The organism is Chryseobacterium sp. SN22 (genome assembly GCF_008329705.1).
Taxonomy (GTDB): Bacteria; Bacteroidota; Bacteroidia; order Flavobacteriales; family Weeksellaceae; genus Chryseobacterium.
Genome location: NZ_VTSX01000012.1, coordinates 19,574 through 45,745, shown reverse-complemented (window position 1 = coordinate 45,745; position 26,172 = coordinate 19,574). Strand labels below are relative to the sequence as shown.

Below are 26,172 nucleotides of genomic sequence, written 5' to 3'. Positions count from 1 at the left end.
TGTACCATCAATTTAAAATCACAAGCGATTATGAAATTCAGAACATTAGGAAACACAGGAAAACAATTATCAGCCATCGGATTAGGCTGTATGGGGATGAGTTTTGCATATGGGCCTGCCGACGAGCAGGAGAGTACCAAAACCCTGCATAAAGCCCTGGATCTGGGTATTAATTTCTGGGATACGGCGGACATGTACGCCAACGGAGAAAACGAAAAGCTGATTTCAAAGGTACTGGTTCCGAACCGCGACAAAATCTTTATCGCCACCAAATTCGGGTTCAGGTTCAAGGACGGAAGAGCCGGGCACAGCGGGGCTCCGGGAACCTATTTTGACGGGTCGCCGGAATGGATCAAAAAGGCAGTCGACTTCAGTCTGCAACGGCTTAACATTGATGAGATCGACCTGTATTACGCGCATCGGATAGATCCCGACATTCCGGTTGAAGAAACGGTCGGTGCAATGGCAGACCTGGTACAGGCCGGAAAAGTAAAATATCTGGGATTGTCCGAAGCCTCCGCAGAATCTATCCGCAAGGCAAACGAAATCCATCCGATTACCGCATTACAGTCAGAATATTCTTTACTGACAAGAGATGTCGAACAGCAGATTTTACCGACCGTCAGGGAATTAGGGATTACGCTGGTTCCTTATTCCCCATTGGCAAGAGGATTATTTTCCAATATCAATGAAGCCCAGAATTTCGGGGATGAAGATTTCAGAAAGTCGCTGCCACGCTACCAGGAAGCATATCTCGAAAACAACCGGAATTTAGCAAAAGAAATCAATGAATTTGCTGCTTCCAAGGGTATAAAAGGAACACAGCTTGCCTTGGCCTGGGTGCTGAATCAGGGTGAAGACATTATTCCGATTCCCGGAACCAAGCGCATCCAGTATCTGGAAGAGAATATTGCGGCTGCAGACATCGGACTTTCCTCATCCGATCTGGAAACCATCGATGCCATCCTGAAAAAATACCCGAATGTAGGAGAAAGATACAGCGAGGGTTCCATGCGGTTGGTTAACAATTAAAACAATATTTTACCTGTTCCCGGATCTTTTTCCGGGATTAGAAGTTCCCATAAAAATTTTCAGCAACAGCAATGGTTACACTTAAAGAAAAAAATAAATTTATTGCGACAATCCTGGCCTTTGCCGTAATTCCGATGTCCGGGCTTGCGACGGACATCTACCTGCCTTCCATGCCGAGCATGGCCACGGAACTCCATCAGCCGGAAAGCAACATCCAGCTTACATTATCCATATTTTTAATCAGCTATGGACTGACGCAGTTTTTTGCGGGAAGCATTGTGGATTCATTCGGAAGGTACCGGATTTCGATGGTTTCACTGGCTTTGTTCGTGGCTTCTTTCCTGATTACGGCAACAACCCAGAATATTTTTGTGATCTACGCAATGCGGATATTGCAGGGTGTTTTATCGGGCTTTGCCGTGGTCGCCAAAAGGGCTTTTTTCGTGGATGTCTATGAAGGGGAGGAGCGTAAGCATTACCTGAGCATCATGACGATCGTCTGGTCGGTAGGACCTATTATTGCACCTTTTATCGGAGGATACCTTCAGAAAAGCTTCGGATGGCAGTCGAATTTTTATATGCTGGCCGGCTACAGCCTGTTGCTTTTGATTTTGGAGTTTGTATTTTCAGGCGAAACATTGAAGAAACGCAATCCGTTTCACTTTGAATTCCTCCTCAAAGAGTATAATTCTATGTTCAAAGCCAAAGATTTTTTCTACGGGATGATCATGTGCGGACTGAGCTATTCGATGATTATGTTTTTCAACCTGTGCGGATCTTTTATCATTGAGCACAAGATGGGGTATTCCGAAGTCGTGGCGGGCTATGTTTCCCTGATCCTCGGGTTTGCCTGGATGACGGGCGGTTTTTTAGGAAAAGCATTAATTAATAAAGCTTTTCTGCCGAAAATCCGCAATGCCAATTTTATCCAGCTGTTTTTAATTATTGTTATGTTCATTGCGTCTTATTTTTCCAACAATATTTACAGCCTGGTGGCCTTTGCCTTCTTAATTCATGTTACGGCCGGATTTATTTTCAATAATTATTTCTCGTACTGCATCGGTAGATTCCCGAATTCTGCCGGAATTGCCGGCGGTCTTACGGGTGGGGTTGCCTTTATCATTACTTCTGCCCTAAGCTACGGTATTGTAGCGGTAATCCGGCCCCAAATCCAGCTGCAGGTGGCGGAAGGATACTTCGTGCTGGGATTGTTAGGACTGTTTATCCTAACCATGATTAAATGGAGAAAGGCCCATGTTTAGTATGATGATTTATCTTCAGCCTGTATTTCAACTTTGATTATTTAAATTTTCTATATCATTTTCAATAATAAATCCTCCTATGACGGGAGGATTTATTGCATAAGTAATTGAAAAGTTGATATCTGTTTTTATGAAGACGGATGGAATCGGATTTTACTTTACATACGGAATTGTTATTTCTCATCCGGGCTGAATTTCCCATATTATGTTTGGGTTTGTTTGGGAAATTGTAGATTCAACTCAATTAATGATAAACTCTATGTTGTAATTTGGTGGCTGAGCGGAGTCGAAGCCAAATCATCATATACGGGAAACCTCTGCGGTTCATAAGAATCCAGACGCGGATTCCGGACTTATTGTTAAACTATATTGGATTCCCTGAAGGAACGACAAAACAGAATGTGTAATTGGCTGCTAGAATGATAATGAGTAAGCTGCTCATTTAAAATTTAATAAAGACATTTCAAATAAAAGCACTTTGCCGAAACAAACAAAAAAGCCCCTTAAAAAGGAGCTTCTATTTATAACAAGAACAGGAAACTAGATTCCGTCGATGATTTCGTTTAAAACAGTACTTGGTCTCATGGCTTCATACGTTTTATACGTATCTGGCTTAAAGTAGCCGTTGATTTCCTGAGGTTTACCCTGCGCGCCGATCAGTTCGGCATTGATGACCTCTTCGTTTTCCTGCATAGCCTGGGCAACCGGAGCAAACTGAGCCGCCAGTTCCGCATCAGCGGTCTGGTTAGCCAGAGCTTCTGCCCAATACATCGCCAGATAGAAGTGGGAACCTCTGTTGTCGATCTGTCCGACTTTTCTTGCCGGAGATTTATCGGTTGCCAGGAATTTAGCGTTGGCTTCGTCCAAAGCATCGGCCAGAACCTGAGCTTTTGTATTGTTCTGGGTTTGTGCCAGGTGTTCCAGGGAAGCCTGTAAAGCCAGGAATTCCCCTAAAGAATCCCATCTCAAATAGCCTTCTTCGATGAACTGCTCAACGTGTTTCGGAGCAGAACCTCCCGCACCGGTTTCAAACAAACCGCCTCCGTTCATTAATGGAACGATCGAAAGCATTTTTGCTGAAGTTCCCAGCTCAAGGATCGGGAAAAGGTCGGTCAGGTAATCTCTCAGTACGTTTCCGGAAACGGAAATCGTATCTTTTCCTTCTCTTGCTCTTCTCAGCGTTTCGGTCATGGCATCTTTTACGTCAAGGATTTTAATATCCAATCCTGTCGTGTCATGATCCGCTAAATATTTTTCAACTTTTTTGATGATCTCCCTGTCGTGGGCTCTTCCTTTATCCAGCCAGAAAATAGCCGGTGTATCGGATAGTCTTGAACGGTTTATCGCTAATTTCACCCAGTCCTGAATCGGTGCATCTTTGGTCTGGCACATTCTGAAGATGTCTCCTTTTTCTACTTTCTGGGAAAGAAGAACATTTCCGTTTTCGTCCTGAACTTCAATCGTTCCTTCAGCAGAAGCCTGGAAGGTCTTGTCGTGAGAACCGTATTCCTCCGCTTTCTGAGCCATTAAACCGACATTCGGCACAGAACCCATCGTCGTAGGATCCAGCTTTCCATGTGCTTTCATATCATCGATCACCGACTGATAGAAACCTGCATAAGAACGGTCCGGGATGATACAAACCGTGTCTTCCTCTTTTCCTTCCGCGTTCCACATTTTTCCTCCGCCTCTTACCAGGGCGGCCATTGATGCATCAACAATGATATCGGAAGGAACGTGGAAATTGGTAATGCCTTTGTCGGAGTTCACCATCGCCACTCTCGGCCCATTCACCAAAGAAGCTTCGATATCCCCTTTGATATTTGCTTCCTGCTCGTTTCCTCTGATTTTTTCAAAAAGGTCGGCCAGTCCGTTATTCGGGTTGATGTCCAGAGATTTAAAAGTCTCTGCATACTTGGCAAAAACCTCTTTGAAGAATGTTTCTACGATCGCCCCGAAGATAATAGGATCGGAGATTTTCATCATCGTCGCTTTCAGGTGAGCGGAAAGAAGAACGTTTCTGTTTTTTGCTTCGTCGATTGCTTGTTGGACAAAAGCTTTCAAGGCATTTAAATTCAATACCGAAGAATCGATTACTTCTCCTGCCTGAAGGCCGGCGAAATCTTTCAGCAAGCTTTCGGTACCGTCGTTTCCTTTGAAAACGATCTTGTATTTTGCAGCGTTCTCCAACGTCATGGAAGTTTCGGTTCCGTAGAAGTCCCCGCTTTCCATGTGTGCTACGTCAGTTTTGCTGTCAGCTGCCCAGTCGCCCATGCGGTGAGGGTTTGCTTTGGCATAGTTTTTAACGGCTTTTGGAGCACGTCTGTCAGAATTCCCTTCTCTTAACACCGGATTTACGGCGCTTCCCAATACTTTGGCGTATTTGGCTTTGATCAGCTTTTCATCTTCACTTTTAGGTTCTGCCGGGTAATCTGGAACGGCAAATCCTTTCGCCTGCAATTCGGCAATCGCTGCATCCAATTGGGGAGCAGATGCCGAAATATTAGGTAATTTGATAATATTTGCGTCAGGTTGAGTGGCCAGTTGCCCCAGTTCAGCCAAAGCATCACCGATTTTCTGATTGTCTTTCAAAAATTCCGGGAAATTAGCAAGAATCCTTCCGGCCAAAGAAATATCCGGAACCGCGATCTCAATGTCTGCTGATTTGGTAAAAGCTTTTACAATCGGTAAAAACGAGTGCGTAGCCAACATTGGAGCTTCATCCGTAAGGGTGTAATAGATTTTTGATTTGTCTGACATTATACTGTTATTTATTATTTGATTTTTTTAAGACACACAAATTTAGTGATTATGATTGTTTATTTGGATATTTTGCATAAAAAAAGAGGCGGGTGCCTCTTAGATTTAGATCTGGGTAATCGTATACGTCCCGGATGCATCAAAATTAATACTAAACTCAATCTTGAAATTTTTTGGAGTAGAAGTTAAATTTGGTATCATAATGTTAGCTCCATCTATATCAAAACTGGCATCACTTAAGTTATCACCTAATGTTTCCGGATAGTTGTTACTACTATTACCACTAGGTAAGTCTATTTTAAATCCTGAAAAATTTGCAGAAGTTACACCAGTTAAATTGATTGTAAATTTATTGGTTGATGCATTATACATTGTAGCAGAGATTTGTGGAAGATTACTGCTACTGTTACCGCTATAATTTAAATTGATAGATGGATTAATATTTACAGTAAATACATTAACAGATGTCCCATAATCAGCAACATGAATTCTGTAAAATCCGTTAGAAGAAATATTCAGATTGGCTCCGTTAGCTATCACCGTACTTTGAGTTCCTGATCCATATACCTGTGCAGATGAATTCTGTGCTGCAATAAATTTGAATTGTGTATTAGCAGGGAGATATTTATAACCCATTTTTATATTCCCTGAAATATTTCTCAGTAATTCTGCTCCGCTGGCATTGAAATTATTATAAGAACCGTAAAAATATAAATTAACCGGAATTGAACTGCCGGATCCTGAAGTCGTTGGCAAGCTTAAAGCTCCTGAATTATCAACGCCCAAAGTATAGGCCGTCCCATTTGGGGCGGTAAGAGTAATTCCCTGTCCTGCGCCGGTCACCACCGTCTTACTCACCTGTGAGTAAGGCACACTCATCAGTTGATTCACCCCAACATTGGTATAATTGGAACCTCCTGCCGGATCCATTTCGACTTTAACGAATTTGGTATTGGTTCCCCAGTTGATGCCCCCGAAGTTTCCGGTAGCAGCGGTTCCCTGGCCAATATTTAAATTCACCAATCCTTTGGCATTGGTGGTTTTGGTTTGTGTTTCGGTATATAAAACGGTTCCTGTTGCAGAGTTATCCAGAATGCTGATTCTGAAAGATACATTTCCGTTGGCAATCGGCGCTCCGGCAGCATTGAAAGCAATGGTCTGGTAGCTGAAAGCCTGTGGCACCTGCGCGCTCACTAAAGAAGCAAGGAATAATCCGATCGTAGCGTATAATTTTTTCATGTAATTAGTTTTTTAAGGTTTTTTGATAATTTTAATGGGTTTGAGGTCGGAATTTTTGAAGACGATCATATAAACGCCCTGCGGGAGCGATCTTAGGTCCAGCTGTTCGGATTCCAGTTTGGTTCTGAGAACCAGTTTTCCGGACAGGTCATAGATTTCAGCGCCTTCAATCTTGGATTTTGAGCTTAATTTAACGTAAATAAAATCAGCGGTTGGATTCGGATAGATCTTAACGTTGTCCTTCTCAAGTTCGGAAACGCCCAACACCTGAAGAACGGACTGGTAAAACATTCCCATCGTACCGGAACTCGTCTGATCGGGATCTGTAGGGATTACATAAATTTCTCCCACCGAATGGCTAAAGCCGTTTGCAGAAACCGCCCCGGAATTGATGCTCCCGATCGCTGACTGTGCAAATCCGAAGAAAGGAACCCCGAACAAAAGCAAAGTAATTTTCTTTTTCATGGTTAAACAATTTTTTTAGGTCTGCGAATATAGATAATTTCCTTTTAAGAAAAAGATTTTTTGTTTTAAATTTTGTTGTTTTAAGTCAGGATTAATTGACAATGGTTTAATTTATTCTTAAGTTTAATGAGCAATGTTAATTATTAAATAAATCCCATTGTGTCTGGTTATATAAGTTGAGAAATATGAAATTATCTTTTATATTTTAACTAAATTTGAAACATTAAAAAAATAAATTTATGGCAACGACAATCACTTTAAAAGGAAATGAAGTACATACCATAGGAACGCTTCCGGCAGTAGGTACAACCATCAGGGATTTTGCGCTGGTTGATTCCGGACTGAATGTAAAGACGCTTGAAAATTTTGAAGGCAAAAAGAAAATTTTCAATATTTTCCCGAGTGTTGATACCCCGGTGTGTGCAGCTTCTGCAAGAGAGTTTAACGAAAAAGCATCTGCTTTGGACAATACGGTGGTCATCAATGTTTCTAAAGATCTTCCATTTGCATTGGGAAGATTCTGTGCAGCTGAAGGGCTGGATAACGTAGAGACGCTTTCGGATTTCAGAGGCAGCTTCGGAGACGATTATGAAGTGACCATCGCGGATTCCGTATTTAAAGGACTTCTTAGCCGTGCGGTGATCGTAGCGGATGAAAACAACAAAGTGGTGTACACGCAGCAGGTTTCCGAAATTGCAGACCAGCCTAATTACGAAGCGGCATTATCTGCTGTAAGATAATTCAATAATAAAAGTTAGGAGCCCTGTAAATAATTTTGCAGGGCTTTTTTACGCTTTGTATTTAATAATTAGAGTTAGATTTTAAACTACGGATCGCACGGCTGATTGCGTGGCTTCGGCTCCGCTCAGTCACCGGGATCCTGGTTAATTTTATACCACAGATTGACGCAGATTTTCACAGATGATTGTACCTATTAAAAATCTTCGATTTTTATTCTCATGTGTTCTTCCTGTTTTCAATAATAGCCTCTTCCTGATTTCTTATGTGCTAAAAACTTTAATACAGTTTCCGGGAGCTCCGTTTAATTATAAGATACATATTTGTTAATAAAAAAGTTTTGAACGCGACATGCTGATTCAAAGCAATAAAAAATACAAAGATTCCCCTTACCTTTACCGGATGAAACGTTCCGGAACTGCAGATTTACCGCTTCACTATGGCAAAGTACCGCCGTGGCTGTACGAACGCATGTCGGTGCTCGGGCTTTCTATTGTGGAAGTGATTTTGATGGATTACGGTAAGGACGAAGTGCTCCGCCGGCTGGCAGATCCGTTCTGGTTCCAGAGCTTCGGTGCAGTAATGGGGATGGACTGGCATTCTTCGGGAATTACCACTTCCGTGATGGGAGCTTTGAAACGTTCGATCAATCCCAATTCGCAGTCTCTGGGATTGTATATTTGTGGTGGAAAAGGGAAATTTTCACGCGAAACGCCTTCCGAGCTGCTTCAGATTGCCGATAAAACCGGACTGGACGGAAACAAGCTGGTAAAAGCCAGCAAGCTTTCTGCAAAGGTGGATAATACCGCTATTCAGGATGGCTACCAGCTGTACCTTCACAACTTTATTCTTTCGGACAACGGAAACTGGAGCGTGGTGCAGCAGGGCATGCATGAATCCGACGGCACCGCCAGGCGTTACCACTGGCATTCTGAAAATATTACTTCTTTTGTGAAAGAACCTCATACCGGAATCAATGGGATTTCAAGAGGAAAAATCCTTAATTTAACCGATGCTGAAGCTTCGGATAACCGTAAAGGCATCCTGGAAATTTCCCATACCGATTCTGCAGAAATCATGAGCGATTTCTCAAGGCTGATTCTTCCCAACCACCATGAGGTCCGGGCTTCGGATGTGGATCTGAAGCGTCTCGGAGCACTTTTATATGTCACCCGGGAGCAGCAGCCGCAAAACTTCGAAGACCTGCTGATGCTGAAAGGGGTAGGACCGCGCACCATGCAGTCGCTGGCTTTGGTGAGTGAAGTGATTCACGGTGCGCCCTCAAGATTTAAAGATCCGGCAAGGTTTTCCTTTGCACACGGCGGCAAAGACGGTCACCCTTTTCCGGTTCCTACAAAAGTGTATGACGAAAGCCTGCAGATCATCAGGTCCGGAATTGAAAAATCCAAATTGGGGAATTCGGATAAACTGAGAACCCTAAACAAGCTTCACCAGATCATTGAAGCAACGGAAAAAGATTTTACCCCGGATTTCGATATCCAGGAGGTGATTGAAGAAGAGCGGCAGAACTCCTGGCGCTTCGGTGGAAAAACTGTTTTCGGGGATGCGCAGAAACCATCACCTCCCAAACCGATCCAGCTTTCTTTATTTTAGGATTGCTTTTAAAAATTTAAATCAGATAACAAACTTCGTGATCTCCATAATTTTTATGCGATCATTAATCCTATACCTGGCGTTAAAAAAACTTTCAGTATGTTAAAATAAAATTTTATTTTTAAAACCTGAAAACCACTGACCGATGAGCAAGACATCCCTGGAAATCTGCTATGATTTTCCGTTCTTTCTGAAAGAAGAACTTGACGAGATATTCGAGGCCCATGAAAAAGTAAGCTTCCGGAAAGGAGATATTATTTTACAGGAGGGAAAGACTGCCAACGAATATTACATCCTCGAAAAAGGGCTGGCCCGCTCATTTGTCACTGACTTCAACGGTAACGAAGTAACCACCCACTTTTTTGCAGACAACGAGATCGTTATTGAAGTGTCCTCCTTATTTCAGCGGATTCCCACACAGGAAAATATTGTCTGCATCACCGATTGCGAGTGCATGAAGCTAAGCTTTGACAATTTTCAGGAGCTTTTCCATAAGATTCCGAACCTCAGGGAGTGGGGAAGGGCATGGATGTCGCAGCAGCTTTTCGCTTACAAGCAGCGTTCGGCCGAAATGTTTACCCTTTCTGCGACTAGACGATACCTAAATCTTCTGGAGCAGAAACCCCAGGTGGTAAGGTGGGCACCCCTGAAGCAGATTGCTTCCTACCTGGGCGTAACGGATACCTCTTTAAGCCGGATCCGGAAGGAACTTGTTTCGCATCCAGAATAGGAATTCTTGTCTTATGGCAAGCAGGCTTTCATGACAATACGGTAATTTTGGTTAAAATTGTAACCTTAAAAATGATCCTATGAAAGCGAACCGGATCTATGTAAATCTTCCCGTAAAAAATATTGAGCAGACCAGAACATTCTGGACGAATATCGGATTTTCTGCCAATGATCAGATCTCGGATGAAAATGCCGTATGCATTATCATGGGAGACCATATCTATGTAATGTTCCTTACCGAAGATTATTTTCAGACCTTTTCCGAAAGGCCGGTTCCGAAAGGCGATACCACGCAGGTATTGGTTGCCGTCGGCCTGAACAGCCGTGAAGAAGTGGATCAGGTAGTGAATGCAGCAATTGAAAACGGCGCAACGCAGCATGAAGAGCCGCAGGATCATGGCTGGATGTATCAGAATTCTTTCTGGGACATCAACGGGCATGGATGGAATGTTATTTTTGCTGATCCTACTCAAATGCCCGAACATCTTTAAAATTCTGCGGGTCAATTAAAAGATTGCAGCTGAATCAGTCACTGGTATAAATGAATAAAAGTAGGTATTTATTTTTATAGTGAACCGGAATATTTATTCAGGGACTTTTCAGTTATCAGCTGACCGTAGGAAAGTGATATAAATATTTTCTTTACATATTCACATATACTTTATCAATCATAACATCAAACACATGGCTAAATTAAATTCTTACTTAAATTTTGACGGGCAGGCAGAAGAAGCGTTCAACTTTTACAGATCGGTTTTCGGTGGTGAATTCCTGGGAGAAATTTACAGAATGGGAAATGCTCCCGGAACCGAACATCTGTCTGATGAAGAAAAGAAACGGGTGATGCATATTGCCCTTCCGGTTGGAAAAGACCTTCTGATGGCTTCCGATATTGTTCCGGGCTTCGGACAGACGCTTACGGTTGGAAACAACAACTACGTTTCAATTTTCCCGGAATCAAGAGAAGAGGCCGACCGGCTTTTTAAAGGGCTTTCGGAAGGCGGGGACATTGAAATGCCGATCGAAGACCAGTTTTGGGGCGATTATTTCGGAAGCTTCAGGGATAAATACGGTACTCATTGGATGGTGAATTATAATGAAGAATATCCGAAATAGTCCTATCTTTAAACTTCATTATATATGTTATGGGCAGCTGATGAAGTTGCCCTTTTACCCCATCACAAAATGATAAATTATGGAACCTATTAAAATAGACATTACCCTGTTGGTGCCCGTCACAAAAGTCTGGGAATATTACAACGGTCCGGAACACATTGTCCAATGGAATTTTGCGAATGAAACCTGGCATTGTCCGGTGGCTGAAAACGATATGCGTCCTGGAGGAAGGCTCAAAACCAGAATGGAAGCCCGGGACGGCAGTTTCGGTTTCGATTTTGAAGGGACGTATGACGAAATCATTCCCAACAGAAAGATCCGGTATCACCTGGAAGACGGAAGGAAGGTTGAAATCCTGTTTCATGAAATCGATGCTGCCGCCACGAAGGTAGAGATTACCTTCGATCCGGAAAAGCAGAACCCGGTGGAAATGCAGCGGGAAGGATGGTACGCCATTCTGAATAATTTTCATAAGTACGCCGAAAACAATTAAATACACTTTTCAGGAGCATGATCAATCTGGTGATAATGGCGAAATGCCTGAAATCAGTCTGCGTGGTAAACCATACCTCGGAAGGATGCTTTCTGCAGGGAATTATTGCTGTGGCAGCAAGAAGAGCATTGGAAAAAGAGAAGATCGATTCCCTTGAAAAATTATCCGGCTATTCGGAAAATGAAATCCGGCAGATGCGGGGTTTCGGAGAAGTCAGCATGAAAAAACTGAAAAGTCACATGAATGAAAATCACTTTTCATTCACGGAAAATGAACATGATTTTTCTGAAACATCAATAGAGACATAAAATTATAATCGGTGGCTGAGCGGAGCCGAAGCCACCTCATCATCTGTCAAATCCGTACAGACCTGTGGTCGAAAGATAATGATAACAACTAGACTATACTAAAATTATGAATAACGATATTTTCCCGTGCCTCTGGTACGATGGTGATGCTAAAGAATCTGCAGAATTTTACTGTAAAGTTTTCAACGGCAAAATTACAGCCGATACGCCCATGGTGATGAATATTGATCTGTTCGGCCAGAAACTGATGCTGCTGAACGGCGGCCCGCATTTCAGAAAGAATGCTTCGGTATCTTTTATGGTGATCTGCGAGACGGAAGACGAGGTTCTGCAATACTGGGACCCGATTTCGGAAGACGGTATGGTCCTGATGCCGCTGGATTCCTATCCGTGGAGCAGAAAATACGGTTGGGTACAGGATCGGTACGGCGTAACCTGGCAGATCTATCTTGGTGATAAATCCGGAGACCAGAAGATGGTTCCGGCCCTCATGTTCATTCACGGAAACAATGGAAAAGCCATGCAGGCCATGGAACTGTATATCCGTACTTTTCCCAATTCTAAAATCGGGAATGTTCTGAAATACGGTCAGGGCAGTGAAGGCCATCCGATGCAGGAACCGGAAGACAACATTCAGCAGGCACAGTTTGAAATTGACGGCTACAGCCTCTTCTGTATGGATAACTCTTACGATCATGCATTTGATTTCAACGAAGGGATTTCCATGGTCGTCATGACGGATACACAGGAGCAGACGGATAAGTATTGGAATGCTCTGACTGCCGATGGAGGAAGGGCAAGCATGTGCGGCTGGCTCAAAGATCCGTTCGGCTTCAGCTGGCAGATTGTTCCGAAAAGGCTGATTCAGCTGATGAGCGACCATGATCCGGAAAAAGCGCAGAAAGTTGTCCAGGCCATGATGACCATGCAGAAGATTGTCATCGAAGATTTAGAAAAGGTTTATCATTCGTAAGTTTCCTTTTATGTACCATACTTTTTCCTCCTTCGGCTTGTCGTTTGATATTTAATTCACCACAAAATATTTAAATATGAAAACAAAGAACCAATCAGATTCCAAATCGCAGGTTCCTGAGGAGGGCCTTTATCCGGAAATCATCCGTGAAAATTATAAAGGAAGCGACAAGCTTCATGGTAAAAAGGCGCTGATCTCCGGGGGCGACAGCGGGATCGGCCAGGCCGTAGCGGTGCATTATGCCCGTGAAGGCGCTGATGTAGCCATTATTTATAAGGAAAGCGACGACGATGCTAAGGAAACCCAAAGACTGGTGGAAAAAGAAGGGAAAAACTGCCTTTTACTGAAAGGGGATATTTCTGATAAAGATTTCCGGAAACAATGTACGGAGAAAATCAAAAACGAATGGCAGTCACTGGATATCCTTGTGAACAATGCAGGCATCCAGTTTCCCAAAGACGATCTGGAAAGCATTTCTGATGAACAGATTCATGAGACATTCAATACCAATATTATCTCCATGATTTCTTTTACGAGAGACTGCCTGCAGCTCATGGACAGCGGTTCGCGGGTGATCTGTACCACTTCCGTGACGGCCTATCGCGGCAGCGACCATTTAATAGACTATTCATCCACCAAAGGAGCAATCGCCACCTTTATCCGTTCTTTGGCCACCAATATTGCAGAAAAGAATATTCTGGTGAACGGGGTAGCACCGGGCCCGATCTGGACGCCTCTGGTGAAGGAAACATTCGATGATGTTTCGGATTTCGGAAAAGACAATCCGATGAAAAGGGCAGGACAGCCTTCGGAAGTCGCTCCGGCTTACGTATTTCTGGCTTCACAGGATTCAAGTTTTATAACCGGTGAAATTATCCACATTAATGGCGGGGATTTTGTAGGCGGGTAAAGAGTAGACACAGAAATTAACAGCTAGTTTATAAATTTTTATGGAAAAATTACATTTTGATGTTCAGATTAAAGCTGAAGCAATAAAGGTTTGGAGTGTGTTGTGGGATGATTTTTCTTTCAGACAGTGGACTTCCGCATTCACCGAAGGTTCTTTTTATCAGGGGGATCTGCAGGAAGGCGCCACCATTAAATTCCTGGATCCCAAAAACAACGGGATGTACAGCAAAATTACAAAGCTGGTTCCGAATGAGGAAATCATATTTTTACATCTCGGGGAAATCTATGAAGGCGTGGAAACACCGCGGGATTTGGGAGAAGCTACCGAACGGTATCTGTTGAGTGAAGACGAGAACATTACCCACTTGGAGGTTGAAATTCAGACTACCGAAGAATTCAGATCTTTTTTTGAGGAAAAATTTCCGGATGCCCTTTCCAATGTGAAACATCTTTCCGAAAATCAGTTATAGAATACTAATCAAACCCAACCAATAAAACATGGAAACCTTATCTTATGAAATTGTGATCGATGCCCCGAAACAAAAAGTCTGGGATGTATTATGGAACGAAAAGACATACAGTCAATGGACGCAGTTTTTCAATCCCGGAAACGTAATGAAATCCGATTGGGAAGTCGGTGGCAAAACGTATTTTGTCAATGCAGAAGGAGCAGGGATGGTGTCGACTATCGACAGTCTTGAAGAACCTGATCAGATTATTTTCAAACATCTGGGAATGGTGGATAAAGACGGTAATGAAGATGCCGAAAGCATGGAAGTAAAACAGTGGAGCGGATGTTTCGAAAAATACATTCTTATTGATTATGACGGGAAAACCAAACTCCATACAGAGGTCCAGACCGAAAAAGAATGGGAGGACGATCTCAATACCGGATTTACCAAAGGATTGGAAATCGTAAAGAACCTTGCCGAAAGCACATTGTAAATAACGAATCACAAATTAACACGGATTTACCCGGGTGTTATCTTGTTTAACTAAATTAAACGGATACATACCTCGGCGTAAGTCCGTTTTCTGTTGTTAAGTAAAAATTGTTTTTACAAATGATGTGATAGAATGTTCAAAAAAGTAAACATCATAATCTTTTCAGGAAGTGATTAAAATTTCATCTGATTTCGCCGCTTAAAGTAAATGTGCCTGAGGATTAAGTCGCTTGCAAAAAAGTTATGATCTAAATACTTTCTGTTCTGTTATCTGTACGAATGCTGCTTTGTTTTGCTTAATTTCGATAACATGCATACCATTGTGTGATTAAAAATAAAATATGAAACTATTAACGATTCTCTTCGTCACCTTTATCTTAGGTTTACTGGGCACAAAAATTTTTCAGGGAGACTGGAATTTTTTATTTTCCGGAAATCTCGGAATGGCGGCCTTTATTATTTTTACCGGATTGGCACATTTTAAATTCCAGAAAGGAATGGCCATGATGATCCCTGAATGGATTCCCGGCAAAATGTTCTGGGTCTATTTCACCGGTGTTCTGGAAATTGCTGCGGGGATCGGAGTAATGATTCCTTCTATCCGTGAGCTGACAGCGGTCTTGTTAATTGTTTTCTACCTATTGGTTTTTATTGCCAACATCAACTCATCCCGGAAAAACATCAATATTTTCAAAGCCGATTTTACAGGACCGGGAATGGCTTACCTGTATAAAGAAAGAATTCCGATGCAGGTGATCTTAATTGCATGGACCTGGTATTTCGGAATTTACCTGAACTAATCAAGGGAAATACCACTCTCTTTTTGTTTTTAGACTAAATTTTAGCAGTGGGCATGTAACAAACTGCCCGCTAAAAGCGTCTTATGGTAAAGATACGTTTCACAAACCATGAGATTATGAATATCAACACCAAATTTTTCGGGATAACCCAAGTGATCATATCCGCTATTATGATGAACGCCCAGACCAACACTACCAAACTGCCGGGAGATCCGTCCCTGGTTTCTACAAAAGCGACTTTCGAAAATCTGATTTCTTACGATAAAGGAAATTTTACATACAGAGTAGAAGATTATTTTGCAAGGCCGAAAGCTTCCCAGTTTAAGATTTCGCCCGACGGAAAGTACCTGTCCTACAAAGAAAAAGACAAGGACAGCAAAAACCATGTCTACGTAAAAGACCTTACCACAGGAAAAATTACCAGGGCCCTGGAAGAAAAAAATGATCTGATCAAAAGCTACGGCTGGCTGGATAAAAAACGTCTGTTTTACACCCAGGACCGCGGCGGAAATGAAAACATTCATCTGTATGCTGCGGACATTGACGGAAAAAACCTGAAAGACCTTACGCCTTTTGAAGGAATTACGTTAAACAGCGTAAGGATTATTAAGGATACGCCGTTCGTGATCGTTACGATGAACAAAAACAACAGGCAGATTTTCGAACCTTATAAAATCGATTTCAACACCGGGGAAATGACCCGGCTGTATGAGAATAAGGATGTAAACAGCCCGATCGACAATTATATTTTTGACAAGCAGGGAAATCTGAGAGGATATACCATCCTGGAAAACGGCCTTACTTCAAAACTGTATTACAAAGACCTGCAGACCGGCAAATTCAACCTGCTGAAAACCACCGACTGGAAAGACAGTTTCCAGATCATCAGTTTCAATGAAAATTCAGGCAATAAAGATGAAGCCTATGTGGCGACCGACCTTAACGGTGATAAATCGAGAATCGTTCTTTATGATTTAAAAAAAGACCAACCCATTAAAGAAGTGTATTCCCATCCGGATTTTGATGTCAATTCCATCAGTCTGGCGGGAAAGAACAGGAATTACGAACTGGATTACATCAGCTATAACGGGATTAAGAATGAAACCATTCCGGTAAGCAGATATTATAAGGAAGTTCATGACAAGCTGGCTTCCGAATTCGGCGATAAACAATTTTCCGTTGTTTCTTCCGATGACAAAGACGAGAAACTGCTGGTGGTGGTCGACAGTGATAAACTCTATGGAAAATATTACGAATACGATACCAAAGCGAATACGACCAAGCTTCTTTTCGACCTGATGCCTCAGCTGAAAGAAGAAGACATGGCGGAAATGCGCCCGATCGAATTCAAAAGCAGGGACGGGGTAACCATTCACGGTTATATTACCTTGCCGAAAGAGGCTGTTCAGGGTAAGAAAGTACCACTGATTGTAAATCCTCACGGCGGGCCACAGGGAATCCGTGACGACTGGGGTTTTAATCCCGAAACGCAGCTTTTTGCAAGCCGCGGCTATGCGACTTTGCAGGTGAATTTCAGGATTTCAGGAGGCTACGGCAAAGAATTCCAGAAATCCGGTTATAAGCAGATCGGCAGGAAAGCCATGGACGATGTGGAAGACGGTGTAAAATATGCCATTTCGCAAGGCTGGATCGATAAAGACAAAGTAGCGATCTATGGCGGAAGCCACGGCGGTTATGCGACGCTGATGGGGCTGATCAAAACCCCGGATCTGTACTCATGCGGGGTCGATTATGTAGGCGTCTCCAATATTTTCACTTTCTTCGGTTCCTTCCCGGAATACTGGAAGCCGTATAAAGAAATGGTAAAGCAGATCTGGTACGACCTGGATAATCCCGAAGAAGCGAAGATCGCAAAGGAAGTTTCGCCGGTATTCCAGATCGATAAAATTAAAAAGCCGCTGTTCGTGGTTCAGGGAGCCAATGATCCAAGGGTAAACATTAATGAATCCGACCAGATCGTAAAAGCATTACGGGCCAAAGGTTTTGAAGTGCCGTACATGGTAAAATACGATGAAGGCCACGGCTTCGGCAAAGAGCAGAACCGCATCGAGTTTTATAAAACCATGCTCGGTTTCTTTGCCCAGAATTTTAATAAGTAAAAGCAATATCTTTTTATAATGAATCAACGGAAAGTCACTTTGGCTTTCCGTTTTTTATTTAAGGTACTAAAGCTTTTTATTTAACCACAAAGTTTAACAGAAGATAATCTTATGGCGTTAAGCTGAATACTATATTTTGACACGGGCACAAAAATTTTAAGAAAATCTTTGATTGTATAATTCAAGAAGCAGGAATGGTGATTCAAGGGGGCTGAGGCCACTCGAAGCCACGTTATCATCTGTGAAAATCGATGTAATCTGTAGGAGATTTTTACCTTCCCGAAAAATATTTTAAATTTATTAAAGTAAAACAAAATTTCCAACCGTCATAGAGGTATGGAGGTTGCCGAAGAAATAACAATGCCACAGAAGGAGAAAGATAATGTCATCTCACAGACCGTTTCAAAGTACGGAGGAAAGCTGATGTCTTACATTCGCCCGAAAGTGAAGAATACGGAAGATGCCGAAGATATCCTGCAGGAAGTATGGTATCAGTTCAGCAGCCTGACCAATCTCTCCGAAATTGTGAATGTCGGCGGGTGGCTCTACCGGGTGACGGCCAATAAAATCACCGATAAGTACCGCAAAAAGAAAACCGAGAACCTGGAAGATTTTGTTTACGAAGATGAAGACGGAAGCTTTTCCATTAAAGACATCCTGCTGATGGATGAAAGTGCCGGGCCGGAAGTAAAAATGTTTCAGGACGAAATCTGGAAAAAGCTGTTTGAAGCACTGGACGAACTTCCGGAAAAGCAGCGGCTGGTCTATGTTGAAAATGAGCTTAATGACAAGACCCTTCAGGAAATTGCCGATGAGCATGGGGAAAATATCAAAACCATCATCAGCCGTAAAAATTATGCGGTAAAGCACTTAAGGAACCGATTGAGAAGATTATACGAAGATTTAAACAGTTAGTAAAAATAAGATTATGAATCATAAACATAAAAAGGGCTGGTTTTTTTTAATACTTTGTCCGCCATTGATTTTTTTAGGCGTCACCTGGATCGTGATGGCGCTCTGGAACTGCCTGCTGCCTGAGATTTTAGGCGTAAAGACCGTCAACTACTGGCAGGCAATGGGAATCCTGATTTTATGCAAGATCCTTTTCGGGGGTTTCCATTTCGGAAAAGGAATGCGGGATTTCAAGGAGCGGAAAATGAGGGAAAAGATGATGAACCTGTCTCCGGAAGAGCGGGAAAAGTTTAAAGAAGTCTGGAGAAGCAGATGTGAAAACGGTTTTTTCAGCAGAAACAGAAAAACAAACGGATAGCCGAAATTTTAAGAAGTAGTAAAGTAAAGTTTAGGGGTGTTCGTCTTTATAAAAAGAAGTAGTAAAATTTAAAATTTAAGAAAATGAAAAATTCAGTAGTAAGAGGGGCTCTCGGAGCCTTAGCCGTGGCAGGCATCGCCATGATTGCCAAAAAAGCCATTCAGCGGAAAAGATTCGTCAAAGGTATTTTTGAGGAATACGGGATCAGGGAAAAATCGCCGTTCGGACTCGCTGATAAAATCCGTGAAATGAACGAGGAGGACTATCAGGAACTGAAAGGGAAATTCAAAAAAGAATTCGCTTCCAAATGCGGCCACAGAAGGTTTGAGAAAGAACCGACCGCCGAAGCGTAAAATAAAAGCAGCTAAATTGAAATTGTTGGGTTGGGTTTGGAAAGCAAAGTTTTCCGAACCCAACTTTTTTGTATGTTGTCTCACGCAGCTTTAAGCTTGGGCTTTTATCAACTCAGGGGCTGCAATGTGGCTTCGAGTAGCCTCAGCCACCGGGTCGTTGGTCATATATATATTATGAATCACAAGTTCAATACCGCGTTTTGTCATTGCCGCAGGCAATCTCAATATAGTATCGGCGATCAATATCGAAAATTGTGGACTTTGATTTCTTTAAAAGGATAAAATTTTCCCAAAGATTGACATAGATGTTCTTAGATGATAATGTGACTTCGGCTTCGCTCAGCCACCGGGTAGTCATTTGTTTTATTAAAAAAGATACTCTGCTATCATTGCTGAGTGAAGCGCCCTAGCGGACGAAGAATATTCTCAATGTTTACAGAAAATCCTGGCGATCGTTGCGTTAAAAATTTACCGGCAAAGAAAATAAATCCTTATTTTTGTAAGGCTCAATGAAAGATTACTACTATTTTCTCGGGATTTCAAACGATGCTTCGGAAGAAGACATCAAAAAGGCATATCGGAAACTGTCTTTAAAATACCATCCGGACAAAAATGAAAACGACGCATTCTTCGCAGACCGTTTCCGGGAAATCCAGGAAGCGTACGAAACGTTGAGCGATAAAAGCAGCCGGTATACGTACGACCAGAATTTAGAGAGCCATCAGAAAAGTTTCCGGTATACGGTTCCGCCTTCCATCAAGACCTTTTCGGCCAATAAGGTCCATGCGAAAAAAGGGGAGGAGATCATCATTACCTGGCAGACCCAGAATGCGGATGTGGTAAAGGTATTGCCTTTCGGCCTGGAAAAAGCGTATGGAGAAAGGGCCTTTAAAATTACAGAATTTAAGGACGGGAAATTCCAGATCCTGCTTCATGCTACCAATTCGCTGCTGCATAAAACGGCGGTTCAGGGTATTACCATCACCGAGGTTTTTGAAACCAATACGGAAAAATTCAAAGACAAAGCGGAAGAATTATTCAAATCCCAGCCCCGGACAGTTGCCAATCCAACCGGGCAGCCTAAGATAGCGAGACTTATCGTAGGAATTGTGATGCTGATCGTGGCCGTCTACTTTCTGATTAAAAGTTTCGGACACTAACGGCAGTATTGCTGCATAGAACTTCCAGCCACCAGCTTCCCTCTTACAATCAAGCCAGTTTCTTATTTCCCGGACACTTTTTGCATCTTTTCCCTTTTTTGAATTTCTTGCAGCAGGATTTCTTTTCGCCGCAATAAATTTCTTCGGTATTCATTGAGAAAGCAGGAGCCAACGGCGGTACTTTGAAAGGAACGATCATATTCATGATGCAAATATATTAATTTAGAATAAATACAGATAATAAAATCTGAAAATATTTATTCTTTTAACACTTAATTGTTTACGTTATCATTTTCCGTGCTTTTGTGAACTCTCATAAAAAACATTAACCGTTTTTAGTATTCTCCCGTATAGAAAAAATGAATAGTCGATTTTGTGAATTTTTCAAATGCGGATTGTGAATTATTTTTGATGATAAAACCGGTTTTGGATTAATTTATACTTAAAATAGCAATAAAAACGGCTTAATTTTAAATAAGATAGAATACTTTGCGTTATTTATTTATGATTTCGATTTAGTTGTACAATTTTCCAAAAAATCGTAATTTTACCCATCTTTTTTACAAACAAAATCTAATAAATAAAAATGAATACAGAACAGTTTGTGAGCCGTCACATTTCCATGAACGAAGCCGATAAACAGGCGATGCTGGAAAAAATTGGCGTTTCAAGTGTCGAAGAGCTTATCTCTCAAACCATCCCTTCCTCTATCCGTTTAGAAAAGGATCTCAACATCTCAGCCCCGCTTTCCGAGTATGAGATGATGAACCACTCCAAGGAATTGGCGTCCAAGAATACGGATTACACCAGCTACATCGGTTTCGGATATCACAATACCCTGTTGCCGTCAGCTATTCAGAGAAACATTTTCGAGAACCCGAGCTGGTATACGGCTTATACGCCTTACCAGGCGGAAATCGCCCAGGGAAGACTGGAGGCGCTTCTTAATTTCCAGACGGTGGTGTGCGACCTTACCGGTTTTGCCTTGGCCAACGCTTCATTGCTTGATGAATCTACGGCAGCTGCGGAAGCCATGCACATGTTCTTCAACAACCGGACGAAAGACCAGAAGAAAGGAGGGGCCAACAAGTTCTTCGTTTCGGATCTGGTATTGCCTCAGACGGTTTCCGTACTGAAAACAAAGGCGGAAGGTCTTGAAATCGAGATCGTAGAAGGGGATCACAAAACGCATGAGCTTGACGGTTCTTACTTCGGGGTACTGTTGCAGTATCCGGGGAAAAACGGGATTGTTCTGGATTATACAGAAGATATTGCCGAATATAAAAAATCAGACCTTCAGGTGGTGGTTGCCTGCGACCCGATGGCTTTGGTGAAATTGAAATCTCCTGCATCCATGGGCGCCGACTGTGCCGTAGGAACGACGCAGAGATTCGGGATTCCTTTGGGTTACGGAGGGCCTCACGCGGCATTTTTCTCCTGTAAGGAAGATTACAAAAGGGATATTCCGGGAAGAATCATCGGGGTTTCCCAGGATGCTTACGGAAAGCGTGCCCTGAGAATGGCGTTGCAGACCAGAGAGCAGCACATCAAAAGAGAAAGGGCAACGTCCAATATCTGTACGGCTCAGGTTCTTCTGGCGGTAATGGCCGGAATGTATGCCGTTTACCACGGTCCGAAAGGATTAAATTATATCGCTGACCAGATCCACTTCAAAGCAAACGCTTTAAAAGGCGGACTGAAAGCATTAGGTTACGAAATCGTGGAAGAGCCGATCTTCGATACGGTAAAAATCACGATCAATGAAGAGGATAAGAAAAGGCTGATGAGAATGATGCTGGACCACAAGCTGAACCTGAACTATTTCACGGAAGGGGTGGTAAGCATTGCGATCAACGAAAGTACGACTCTGGAGAAGCTGAACTACCTGATGGCTTCTTTCGCCCAGTTCAAGGACAAGCAGACTTTCAAACTGGAAATCAAAGAAGGATACAGCATTCCGGAAGAGAATTTAAGAAAAGACGAAATCCTTACCGAAGAAGTATTCAACAAATACCATACGGAAACCGAATTGATGCGTTACATCAAGCGTCTTGAAAGAAAAGATTTATCGCTGACGCATTCCATGATTTCTTTGGGATCATGTACGATGAAGCTGAACGCCGCTACCCAGATGCTTCCGCTTTCATGGGACAACTGGGGTGCCATCCACCCGTTTGTACCGGTAGACCAGGCCGGAGGATATCAGGAAATGATCCGTGAGCTGGAAAAAGACTTAGCGGAAATTACCGGTTTTGCAGGAACTTCCCTTCAGCCGAATTCAGGGGCCCAGGGAGAATATGCAGGACTGATGGTGATCAGGGAATATCATATCGCAAGAGGCGAAGGTCACCGAAACGTGGTATTGATTCCACAGTCGGCGCACGGAACCAACCCGGCTTCTGCTGCCATGGCCGGAATGAAGATCGTTGTCGTGAAAAACCTGGAGAACGGGGAAATCGATTTCGAGGACCTGAAAGCCAAAGCCGAACAGCATTCCGAAAACCTTTCGTGTGTGATGATCACGTATCCGTCTACTTACGGATTCTTCGATGCCAACATTAAAGAAATCACGTCTCTGATTCACGAACATGGCGGTCAGGTATACATGGACGGAGCCAACATGAACGCTCAGGTGGGGTATACCAGTCCTGGAAATATCGGGGCAGACGTTTGTCACCTGAACCTTCACAAGACTTTCGCGATTCCTCACGGTGGAGGAGGTCCTGGAGTAGGCCCGATCTGTGTGGCGAAACACCTGGTTCCTTTCCTGCCTTCCAACGCGAACATCAAAGTAGGAGGGAATGAGTCGATCGACGGGATTTCGGCAGCGCCTTACGGTTCCGGACTGATCCTGAACATTTCTTACGCTTACATCAAGATGCTGGGAACTTCTGGATTGAAGAAAGCAACGGAACATGCGATCCTAAACGCCAACTACCTGAAAGAAATCTTAGCGGAACATTTCCCGATCTTATATTCCAACGAAAACGGAAAAGTAGCTCACGAATGTATCGTCGATTTCAGACAGTTCAAGTCTCTAGGAATTGAAGTAGCTGATGTGGCCAAACGATTGATGGACTACGGATTCCACGCCCCAACCGTTTCTTTCCCGGTAGCCGGAACGTTAATGATCGAGCCGACCGAATCCGAAAGCAAAGCTGAAATCGACCGTTTCGCAGAAGCCTTAATCGCCATCAAACATGAGATCGATGAAATCGCCAACGGTGAAGCTGATGCTGCCAATAACGTATTAAAAAATGCGCCGCACACCGAGCAGGTGGTGATCTCCGATTCATGGGATAAACCATACAGCAGAGAAAAAGCCGCTTATCCATTGGAGTGGGTAAGAGACCACAAGTTCTTCGCAACCGTTTCCAGAGTAGACGAAGCTTACGGAGATAGAAACCTAGTTTGTACCTGCGAGCCAATTGAAGCTTATATGTAATTCAATCTGATCTATAATATGAATCCCTCTCGTGACTGAGAGGGATTTTTTTGTTAAGATTTCTATTTTGTTGATAATATTCAGATAATCTTATTGCTTTATTCAATTCGGCGAAATACGTCAGATTGATTCCTGGAATTTTTAATGATTCAGGTTAAATACGAGTTAAAAGGATTTAATTAAATTTATTTTACGAGATCGATTTTAAAGCAAATTTTGCCATTTCAATAGTACCTGTAGTGGAATCCGCTGAAAAAATAAGATTTCCTAAAAGGTTTTTAGCTTCTTCACCTTTTCCCGCATTGTTCAAAAGTATTGCTTTATTTATTTTTAACATTCCGGCAGTGTCGGCATCAGGATTTTTTAAAAGACCCTGTTCGATAGCTTCAAGTCTTTCTGCATCACCATTTAAAAGATTCGAAAGTTCTTTCCAGGCAGGCGCGAAATCGGGAACTTTATCCGTTAAAGTTTTTGCGATCTCTAACTTCTGTTCTTTATTATCTGTCCATTCAATTTGTAGATAGGCAAGATATAAACCTTTTGGAAATTTTCCAGTCTGTTCTCCTTCTAAAGTATAAAGGGCGACTTTAGTTGTAAAAAATCCTTTCGGAGCTAATTCATCTGTTTTTTTATAAAACTTTAAGGCATTTTCGAAATCTCCTTTCAGGAGGTAGGTAAAAGCTAAATCATAGGTAGGATATGCCCAATCCGGTTGGATTTTTATAGCTTCTTGGAGTTTAGCAATTGCCAAATCATATTTTCCTGACTGGCCCAACTGTCTGGCTTCCTTGTGTAATTGATCAGCAGCTGCATTTATATTTTGATTGTCCATAATTTCATAATTTACTTGTCCCGTTGTGTTTTGTAAATCATTCTTTGATAGGCTATGTCCCAATTTATCTCTGAAAATAATAACATTTTCGGAAGATTTATTTTGTTCTGATTTCTTTTGGCAAGAATTGAAGATTAAAAAAATATATATTAAAATGAGTGCAGGTTTCTTTGTCATAATTGAAATAGTTTCATATTTTGTTTTTATTAAGAACCCCACTCCACCACAAGCGGTTTCTCCATCCACGGATATTTAATAAGAGAAAAGGAAAACGGGCATTGATTAAGCAGAACATCAAAAGCTTTTCGTTCTATGTTCAGTTTCCAGTGTTCCGGGGATTCAGAAAGAAGGCCTTCTCTTATCAGAAAATTTCCTTTTAGTCCTCCTATGGAAGTGCTGCCGAGCGCACGCCAATTAGAAATTAAGGCGTTTAAAACCTGATCGCTGAAAGCTGTGTCCTCGGTGGTAATTTCGATATTTTCGGATAATATGGCTTCAGGAGAAAGGCCGCAGATGATCTTGTTTAAGGCTAATTCAGAATTTGTTGTGCTTTGCTTTCCTGTTACCACATACTGCAGAAACAAGGCTGCCTTTTCCCGGTTTTGCTGATGGGTAAAGTGACCGTCAGCAGTGAAGTTCAGGCGTTCAAGCAACCGGGGAATGAATGGGCTTAACAGGACTATTCCGGCATTCCGTACGGGGATATTTTGGCTGTCTGTTTTTATGGTATTAGTTTTTATTTTCGGTTATGGTATTTCTTTCAGTGCTGCCGCGGGCGTCACACCCGTGGCTCACCAGGATAGAAATTATACCCTGAATTTAATAGAAGTTTTATCTGAGTTTTTATTTAGACCTGATCAGGTTCTCCAATCTCGTCATCATATCGTCCTTTTCCTTCAGCATTCTTTCGTAAAGAGCTATTTTTTGATCGTGTAACTGGATGATTTTATCAAGAGGATTTATTGTGCATTTATATTGTTCAGCATAAGCTACTGCATCATCTTGAAAAGTATTAGCAATAATATTAATGGCTTGTTCCTCATCGAAATTACGGAAGGCTTCTACCGGGATTTTCAGGACTCCGGATATTTTCTGCAGTAACGATTCTTCTATGACTTCTTTCTGTTCCAGCACCGAAATTTTCTTCTGGTTCCAGTCTTCGCCGAGGTCAAAAGCCAGGGCTTCCTGTTTGATGCCCAACATTTCCCTGAACCGTTTTACATTCCGTCCCTGATGTATTTTCTGTTCCATTTGCCGCCTTACGTTTGAGTGTTAGAAAAATTAAGAGTAAAGATAAAAAAATATGGATGAGGATAAAAATTTCTTTGGGAATAAAATATCCTTCTCGTATTAATGATTTAGGATTACAAAATATTACCGTTAAATTAAAGTCTCTCAAAGACAGGAGTGGCTTCGAGTGCCTCAGCCACCGGGATGACTATTTATTTAAATTGCTCAGTATAAAAACTAACGACCGAAAAGATTTCAGCACTCCGTTTTGTCATCCCGTAGGGATCCCGACATAGTATTAAGATATCGTATGGAGAGATTCGCGTTTGTGCTTCCAGAAAAGTCTCCCACAGGTTTTCACCTATCAAGACGTGGCTTCG

General features: G+C 42.3%; 26 protein-coding genes. 20 read left to right on the top strand and 6 right to left on the bottom strand.

Translation table 11 applies throughout. The features are described 5' to 3' along the window. The first annotated feature begins 30 nt into the window (after positions 1-30). Both FY557_RS09615 and FY557_RS09610 read left to right on the top strand, forming a co-directional pair. Positions 31-1,032 (top strand): aldo/keto reductase, encoded by a 1,002-nt coding sequence (locus FY557_RS09615; RefSeq protein ID WP_149247038.1) that lies wholly within the window; start codon positions 31-33, stop codon positions 1,030-1,032. Positions 1,033-1,103: 71 nt separating this feature from the next. Further along, complete coding sequence (locus FY557_RS09610) at positions 1,104-2,294, top strand: MFS transporter (protein WP_149247037.1); 1,191 nt, start codon at positions 1,104-1,106, stop codon at positions 2,292-2,294. A 540-nt stretch (positions 2,295-2,834) separates the two neighbouring features. Here the strand turns inward: FY557_RS09610 and FY557_RS09605 are convergent. From FY557_RS09605 to FY557_RS09595, 3 genes are all read right to left on the bottom strand, one after another. Further along, on the bottom strand, positions 2,835-5,054 hold the full coding sequence (locus FY557_RS09605; RefSeq protein WP_149247036.1) for an NADP-dependent isocitrate dehydrogenase: 2,220 nt from the start codon (positions 5,052-5,054) through the stop codon (positions 2,835-2,837). Between the two features lie 105 nt (positions 5,055-5,159). Further along, positions 5,160-6,293: a hypothetical protein gene (locus FY557_RS09600; protein WP_149247035.1), complete on the bottom strand. Its 1,134-nt coding sequence runs from the start codon at positions 6,291-6,293 to the stop codon at positions 5,160-5,162. 12 nt (positions 6,294-6,305) lie between these two features. After that, the gene (locus FY557_RS09595) at positions 6,306-6,758 is read right to left on the bottom strand and encodes a T9SS type A sorting domain-containing protein (RefSeq protein ID WP_149247034.1); all 453 of its coding nucleotides are present in this window, start codon (positions 6,756-6,758) and stop codon (positions 6,306-6,308) included. A 239-nt stretch (positions 6,759-6,997) separates the two neighbouring features. On the opposite strand from FY557_RS09595, the gene tpx reads away from it, so the two are divergent. From tpx to gcvP, 18 genes are all read left to right on the top strand, one after another. Beyond that, positions 6,998-7,498: a thiol peroxidase gene (gene tpx, locus FY557_RS09590; RefSeq protein ID WP_149247033.1), complete on the top strand. Its 501-nt coding sequence runs from the start codon at positions 6,998-7,000 to the stop codon at positions 7,496-7,498. A 400-nt stretch (positions 7,499-7,898) separates the two neighbouring features. Then, a complete protein-coding gene (locus FY557_RS09585) occupies positions 7,899-9,110 on the top strand; it encodes a DUF763 domain-containing protein (RefSeq protein ID WP_149247118.1) in 1,212 nt (403 codons plus the stop codon). Between the two features lie 145 nt (positions 9,111-9,255). Beyond that, positions 9,256-9,840, top strand: coding sequence for a Crp/Fnr family transcriptional regulator (locus FY557_RS09580; RefSeq protein WP_149247032.1), 585 nt, complete (start codon positions 9,256-9,258; stop codon positions 9,838-9,840). Positions 9,841-9,919: 79 nt separating this feature from the next. Further along, positions 9,920-10,330 (top strand): VOC family protein, encoded by a 411-nt coding sequence (locus tag FY557_RS09575; RefSeq protein ID WP_149247031.1) that lies wholly within the window; start codon positions 9,920-9,922, stop codon positions 10,328-10,330. A gap of 193 nt (positions 10,331-10,523) precedes the next feature. After that, complete coding sequence (locus FY557_RS09570; protein WP_149247030.1) at positions 10,524-10,955, top strand: VOC family protein; 432 nt, start codon at positions 10,524-10,526, stop codon at positions 10,953-10,955. 79 nt (positions 10,956-11,034) lie between these two features. Continuing rightward, positions 11,035-11,448: an SRPBCC family protein gene (locus tag FY557_RS09565; RefSeq protein WP_149247029.1), complete on the top strand. Its 414-nt coding sequence runs from the start codon at positions 11,035-11,037 to the stop codon at positions 11,446-11,448. A 17-nt stretch (positions 11,449-11,465) separates the two neighbouring features. Further along, complete coding sequence (locus FY557_RS09560; protein ID WP_149247028.1) at positions 11,466-11,756, top strand: hypothetical protein; 291 nt, start codon at positions 11,466-11,468, stop codon at positions 11,754-11,756. 106 nt (positions 11,757-11,862) lie between these two features. Beyond that, entirely contained in the window at positions 11,863-12,729 is an 867-nt protein-coding gene (locus tag FY557_RS09555) for a VOC family protein (protein ID WP_149247027.1), read from the top strand. 76 nt (positions 12,730-12,805) lie between these two features. Continuing rightward, complete coding sequence (locus FY557_RS09550) at positions 12,806-13,639, top strand: SDR family oxidoreductase (RefSeq protein ID WP_149247026.1); 834 nt, start codon at positions 12,806-12,808, stop codon at positions 13,637-13,639. Between the two features lie 40 nt (positions 13,640-13,679). Then, on the top strand, positions 13,680-14,108 hold the full coding sequence (locus FY557_RS09545; protein WP_149247025.1) for an SRPBCC domain-containing protein: 429 nt from the start codon (positions 13,680-13,682) through the stop codon (positions 14,106-14,108). A 28-nt stretch (positions 14,109-14,136) separates the two neighbouring features. Next, positions 14,137-14,583 (top strand): SRPBCC family protein, encoded by a 447-nt coding sequence (locus FY557_RS09540; protein WP_149247024.1) that lies wholly within the window; start codon positions 14,137-14,139, stop codon positions 14,581-14,583. A gap of 340 nt (positions 14,584-14,923) precedes the next feature. Next, positions 14,924-15,382, top strand: coding sequence for a hypothetical protein (locus tag FY557_RS09535; protein ID WP_149247023.1), 459 nt, complete (start codon positions 14,924-14,926; stop codon positions 15,380-15,382). A 116-nt stretch (positions 15,383-15,498) separates the two neighbouring features. Then, on the top strand, positions 15,499-17,502 hold the full coding sequence (locus tag FY557_RS09530) for a S9 family peptidase (RefSeq protein WP_149247022.1): 2,004 nt from the start codon (positions 15,499-15,501) through the stop codon (positions 17,500-17,502). Between the two features lie 360 nt (positions 17,503-17,862). Beyond that, entirely contained in the window at positions 17,863-18,417 is a 555-nt protein-coding gene (locus tag FY557_RS09525) for an RNA polymerase sigma factor (protein WP_149247021.1), read from the top strand. 13 nt (positions 18,418-18,430) lie between these two features. Further along, a complete protein-coding gene (locus FY557_RS09520; RefSeq protein ID WP_149247020.1) occupies positions 18,431-18,772 on the top strand; it encodes a hypothetical protein in 342 nt (113 codons plus the stop codon). 83 nt (positions 18,773-18,855) lie between these two features. After that, a complete protein-coding gene (locus tag FY557_RS09515) occupies positions 18,856-19,125 on the top strand; it encodes a hypothetical protein (protein ID WP_149247019.1) in 270 nt (89 codons plus the stop codon). A gap of 509 nt (positions 19,126-19,634) precedes the next feature. Then, entirely contained in the window at positions 19,635-20,285 is a 651-nt protein-coding gene (locus tag FY557_RS09510; RefSeq protein ID WP_149247018.1) for a J domain-containing protein, read from the top strand. Positions 20,286-20,871: 586 nt separating this feature from the next. After that, the gene (gene gcvP / locus FY557_RS09505; RefSeq protein WP_149247017.1) at positions 20,872-23,730 is read left to right on the top strand and encodes an aminomethyl-transferring glycine dehydrogenase; all 2,859 of its coding nucleotides are present in this window, start codon (positions 20,872-20,874) and stop codon (positions 23,728-23,730) included. Between the two features lie 190 nt (positions 23,731-23,920). On the opposite strand, the gene FY557_RS09500 is transcribed toward gcvP, so the two are convergent. The 3 genes from FY557_RS09500 to FY557_RS09490 all read right to left on the bottom strand — a co-directional run bounded on the left by FY557_RS09500 (position 23,921) and on the right by FY557_RS09490 (position 25,813). Then, complete coding sequence (locus FY557_RS09500; protein ID WP_228451756.1) at positions 23,921-24,808, bottom strand: tetratricopeptide repeat protein; 888 nt, start codon at positions 24,806-24,808, stop codon at positions 23,921-23,923. Beyond that, entirely contained in the window at positions 24,769-25,239 is a 471-nt protein-coding gene (locus FY557_RS09495; RefSeq protein WP_410495878.1) for a contractile injection system tape measure protein, read from the bottom strand. Before FY557_RS09495 ends, FY557_RS09500 begins: the two co-directional genes overlap by 40 nt. Positions 25,240-25,405: 166 nt before the next feature. Further along, positions 25,406-25,813, bottom strand: a complete 408-nt coding sequence (locus FY557_RS09490; protein ID WP_149247015.1) for a helix-turn-helix domain-containing protein — start codon at positions 25,811-25,813, stop codon at positions 25,406-25,408. Between the last annotated feature and the right edge of the window lie 359 nt (positions 25,814-26,172).

Coding starts and splice junctions, on each gene's coding strand:
- FY557_RS09490 (WP_149247015.1), bottom strand. CDS start 25,813: ATGGAACAGAAAATACATCAGGGACGGAATGTAAAACGGTTCAGGGAA.
- FY557_RS09595 (WP_149247034.1), bottom strand. CDS start 6,758: ATGAAAAAGAAAATTACTTTGCTTTTGTTCGGGGTTCCTTTCTTCGGA.
- FY557_RS09605 (WP_149247036.1), bottom strand. CDS start 5,054: ATGTCAGACAAATCAAAAATCTATTACACCCTTACGGATGAAGCTCCA.
- FY557_RS09580 (WP_149247032.1), top strand. CDS start 9,256: ATGAGCAAGACATCCCTGGAAATCTGCTATGATTTTCCGTTCTTTCTG.
- FY557_RS09555 (WP_149247027.1), top strand. CDS start 11,863: ATGAATAACGATATTTTCCCGTGCCTCTGGTACGATGGTGATGCTAAA.
- FY557_RS09550 (WP_149247026.1), top strand. CDS start 12,806: ATGAAAACAAAGAACCAATCAGATTCCAAATCGCAGGTTCCTGAGGAG.
- FY557_RS09545 (WP_149247025.1), top strand. CDS start 13,680: ATGGAAAAATTACATTTTGATGTTCAGATTAAAGCTGAAGCAATAAAG.
- FY557_RS09600 (WP_149247035.1), bottom strand. CDS start 6,293: ATGAAAAAATTATACGCTACGATCGGATTATTCCTTGCTTCTTTAGTG.
- FY557_RS09530 (WP_149247022.1), top strand. CDS start 15,499: ATGAATATCAACACCAAATTTTTCGGGATAACCCAAGTGATCATATCC.
- FY557_RS09520 (WP_149247020.1), top strand. CDS start 18,431: ATGAATCATAAACATAAAAAGGGCTGGTTTTTTTTAATACTTTGTCCG.
- FY557_RS09515 (WP_149247019.1), top strand. CDS start 18,856: ATGAAAAATTCAGTAGTAAGAGGGGCTCTCGGAGCCTTAGCCGTGGCA.
- FY557_RS09540 (WP_149247024.1), top strand. CDS start 14,137: ATGGAAACCTTATCTTATGAAATTGTGATCGATGCCCCGAAACAAAAA.
- FY557_RS09560 (WP_149247028.1), top strand. CDS start 11,466: ATGATCAATCTGGTGATAATGGCGAAATGCCTGAAATCAGTCTGCGTG.
- FY557_RS09610 (WP_149247037.1), top strand. CDS start 1,104: ATGGTTACACTTAAAGAAAAAAATAAATTTATTGCGACAATCCTGGCC.
- FY557_RS09570 (WP_149247030.1), top strand. CDS start 10,524: ATGGCTAAATTAAATTCTTACTTAAATTTTGACGGGCAGGCAGAAGAA.
- FY557_RS09575 (WP_149247031.1), top strand. CDS start 9,920: ATGAAAGCGAACCGGATCTATGTAAATCTTCCCGTAAAAAATATTGAG.
- FY557_RS09565 (WP_149247029.1), top strand. CDS start 11,035: ATGGAACCTATTAAAATAGACATTACCCTGTTGGTGCCCGTCACAAAA.
- FY557_RS09525 (WP_149247021.1), top strand. CDS start 17,863: ATGCCACAGAAGGAGAAAGATAATGTCATCTCACAGACCGTTTCAAAG.
- gcvP (WP_149247017.1), top strand. CDS start 20,872: ATGAATACAGAACAGTTTGTGAGCCGTCACATTTCCATGAACGAAGCC.
- FY557_RS09615 (WP_149247038.1), top strand. CDS start 31: ATGAAATTCAGAACATTAGGAAACACAGGAAAACAATTATCAGCCATC.
- tpx (WP_149247033.1), top strand. CDS start 6,998: ATGGCAACGACAATCACTTTAAAAGGAAATGAAGTACATACCATAGGA.
- FY557_RS09510 (WP_149247018.1), top strand. CDS start 19,635: ATGAAAGATTACTACTATTTTCTCGGGATTTCAAACGATGCTTCGGAA.
- FY557_RS09535 (WP_149247023.1), top strand. CDS start 14,924: ATGAAACTATTAACGATTCTCTTCGTCACCTTTATCTTAGGTTTACTG.
- FY557_RS09585 (WP_149247118.1), top strand. CDS start 7,899: ATGAAACGTTCCGGAACTGCAGATTTACCGCTTCACTATGGCAAAGTA.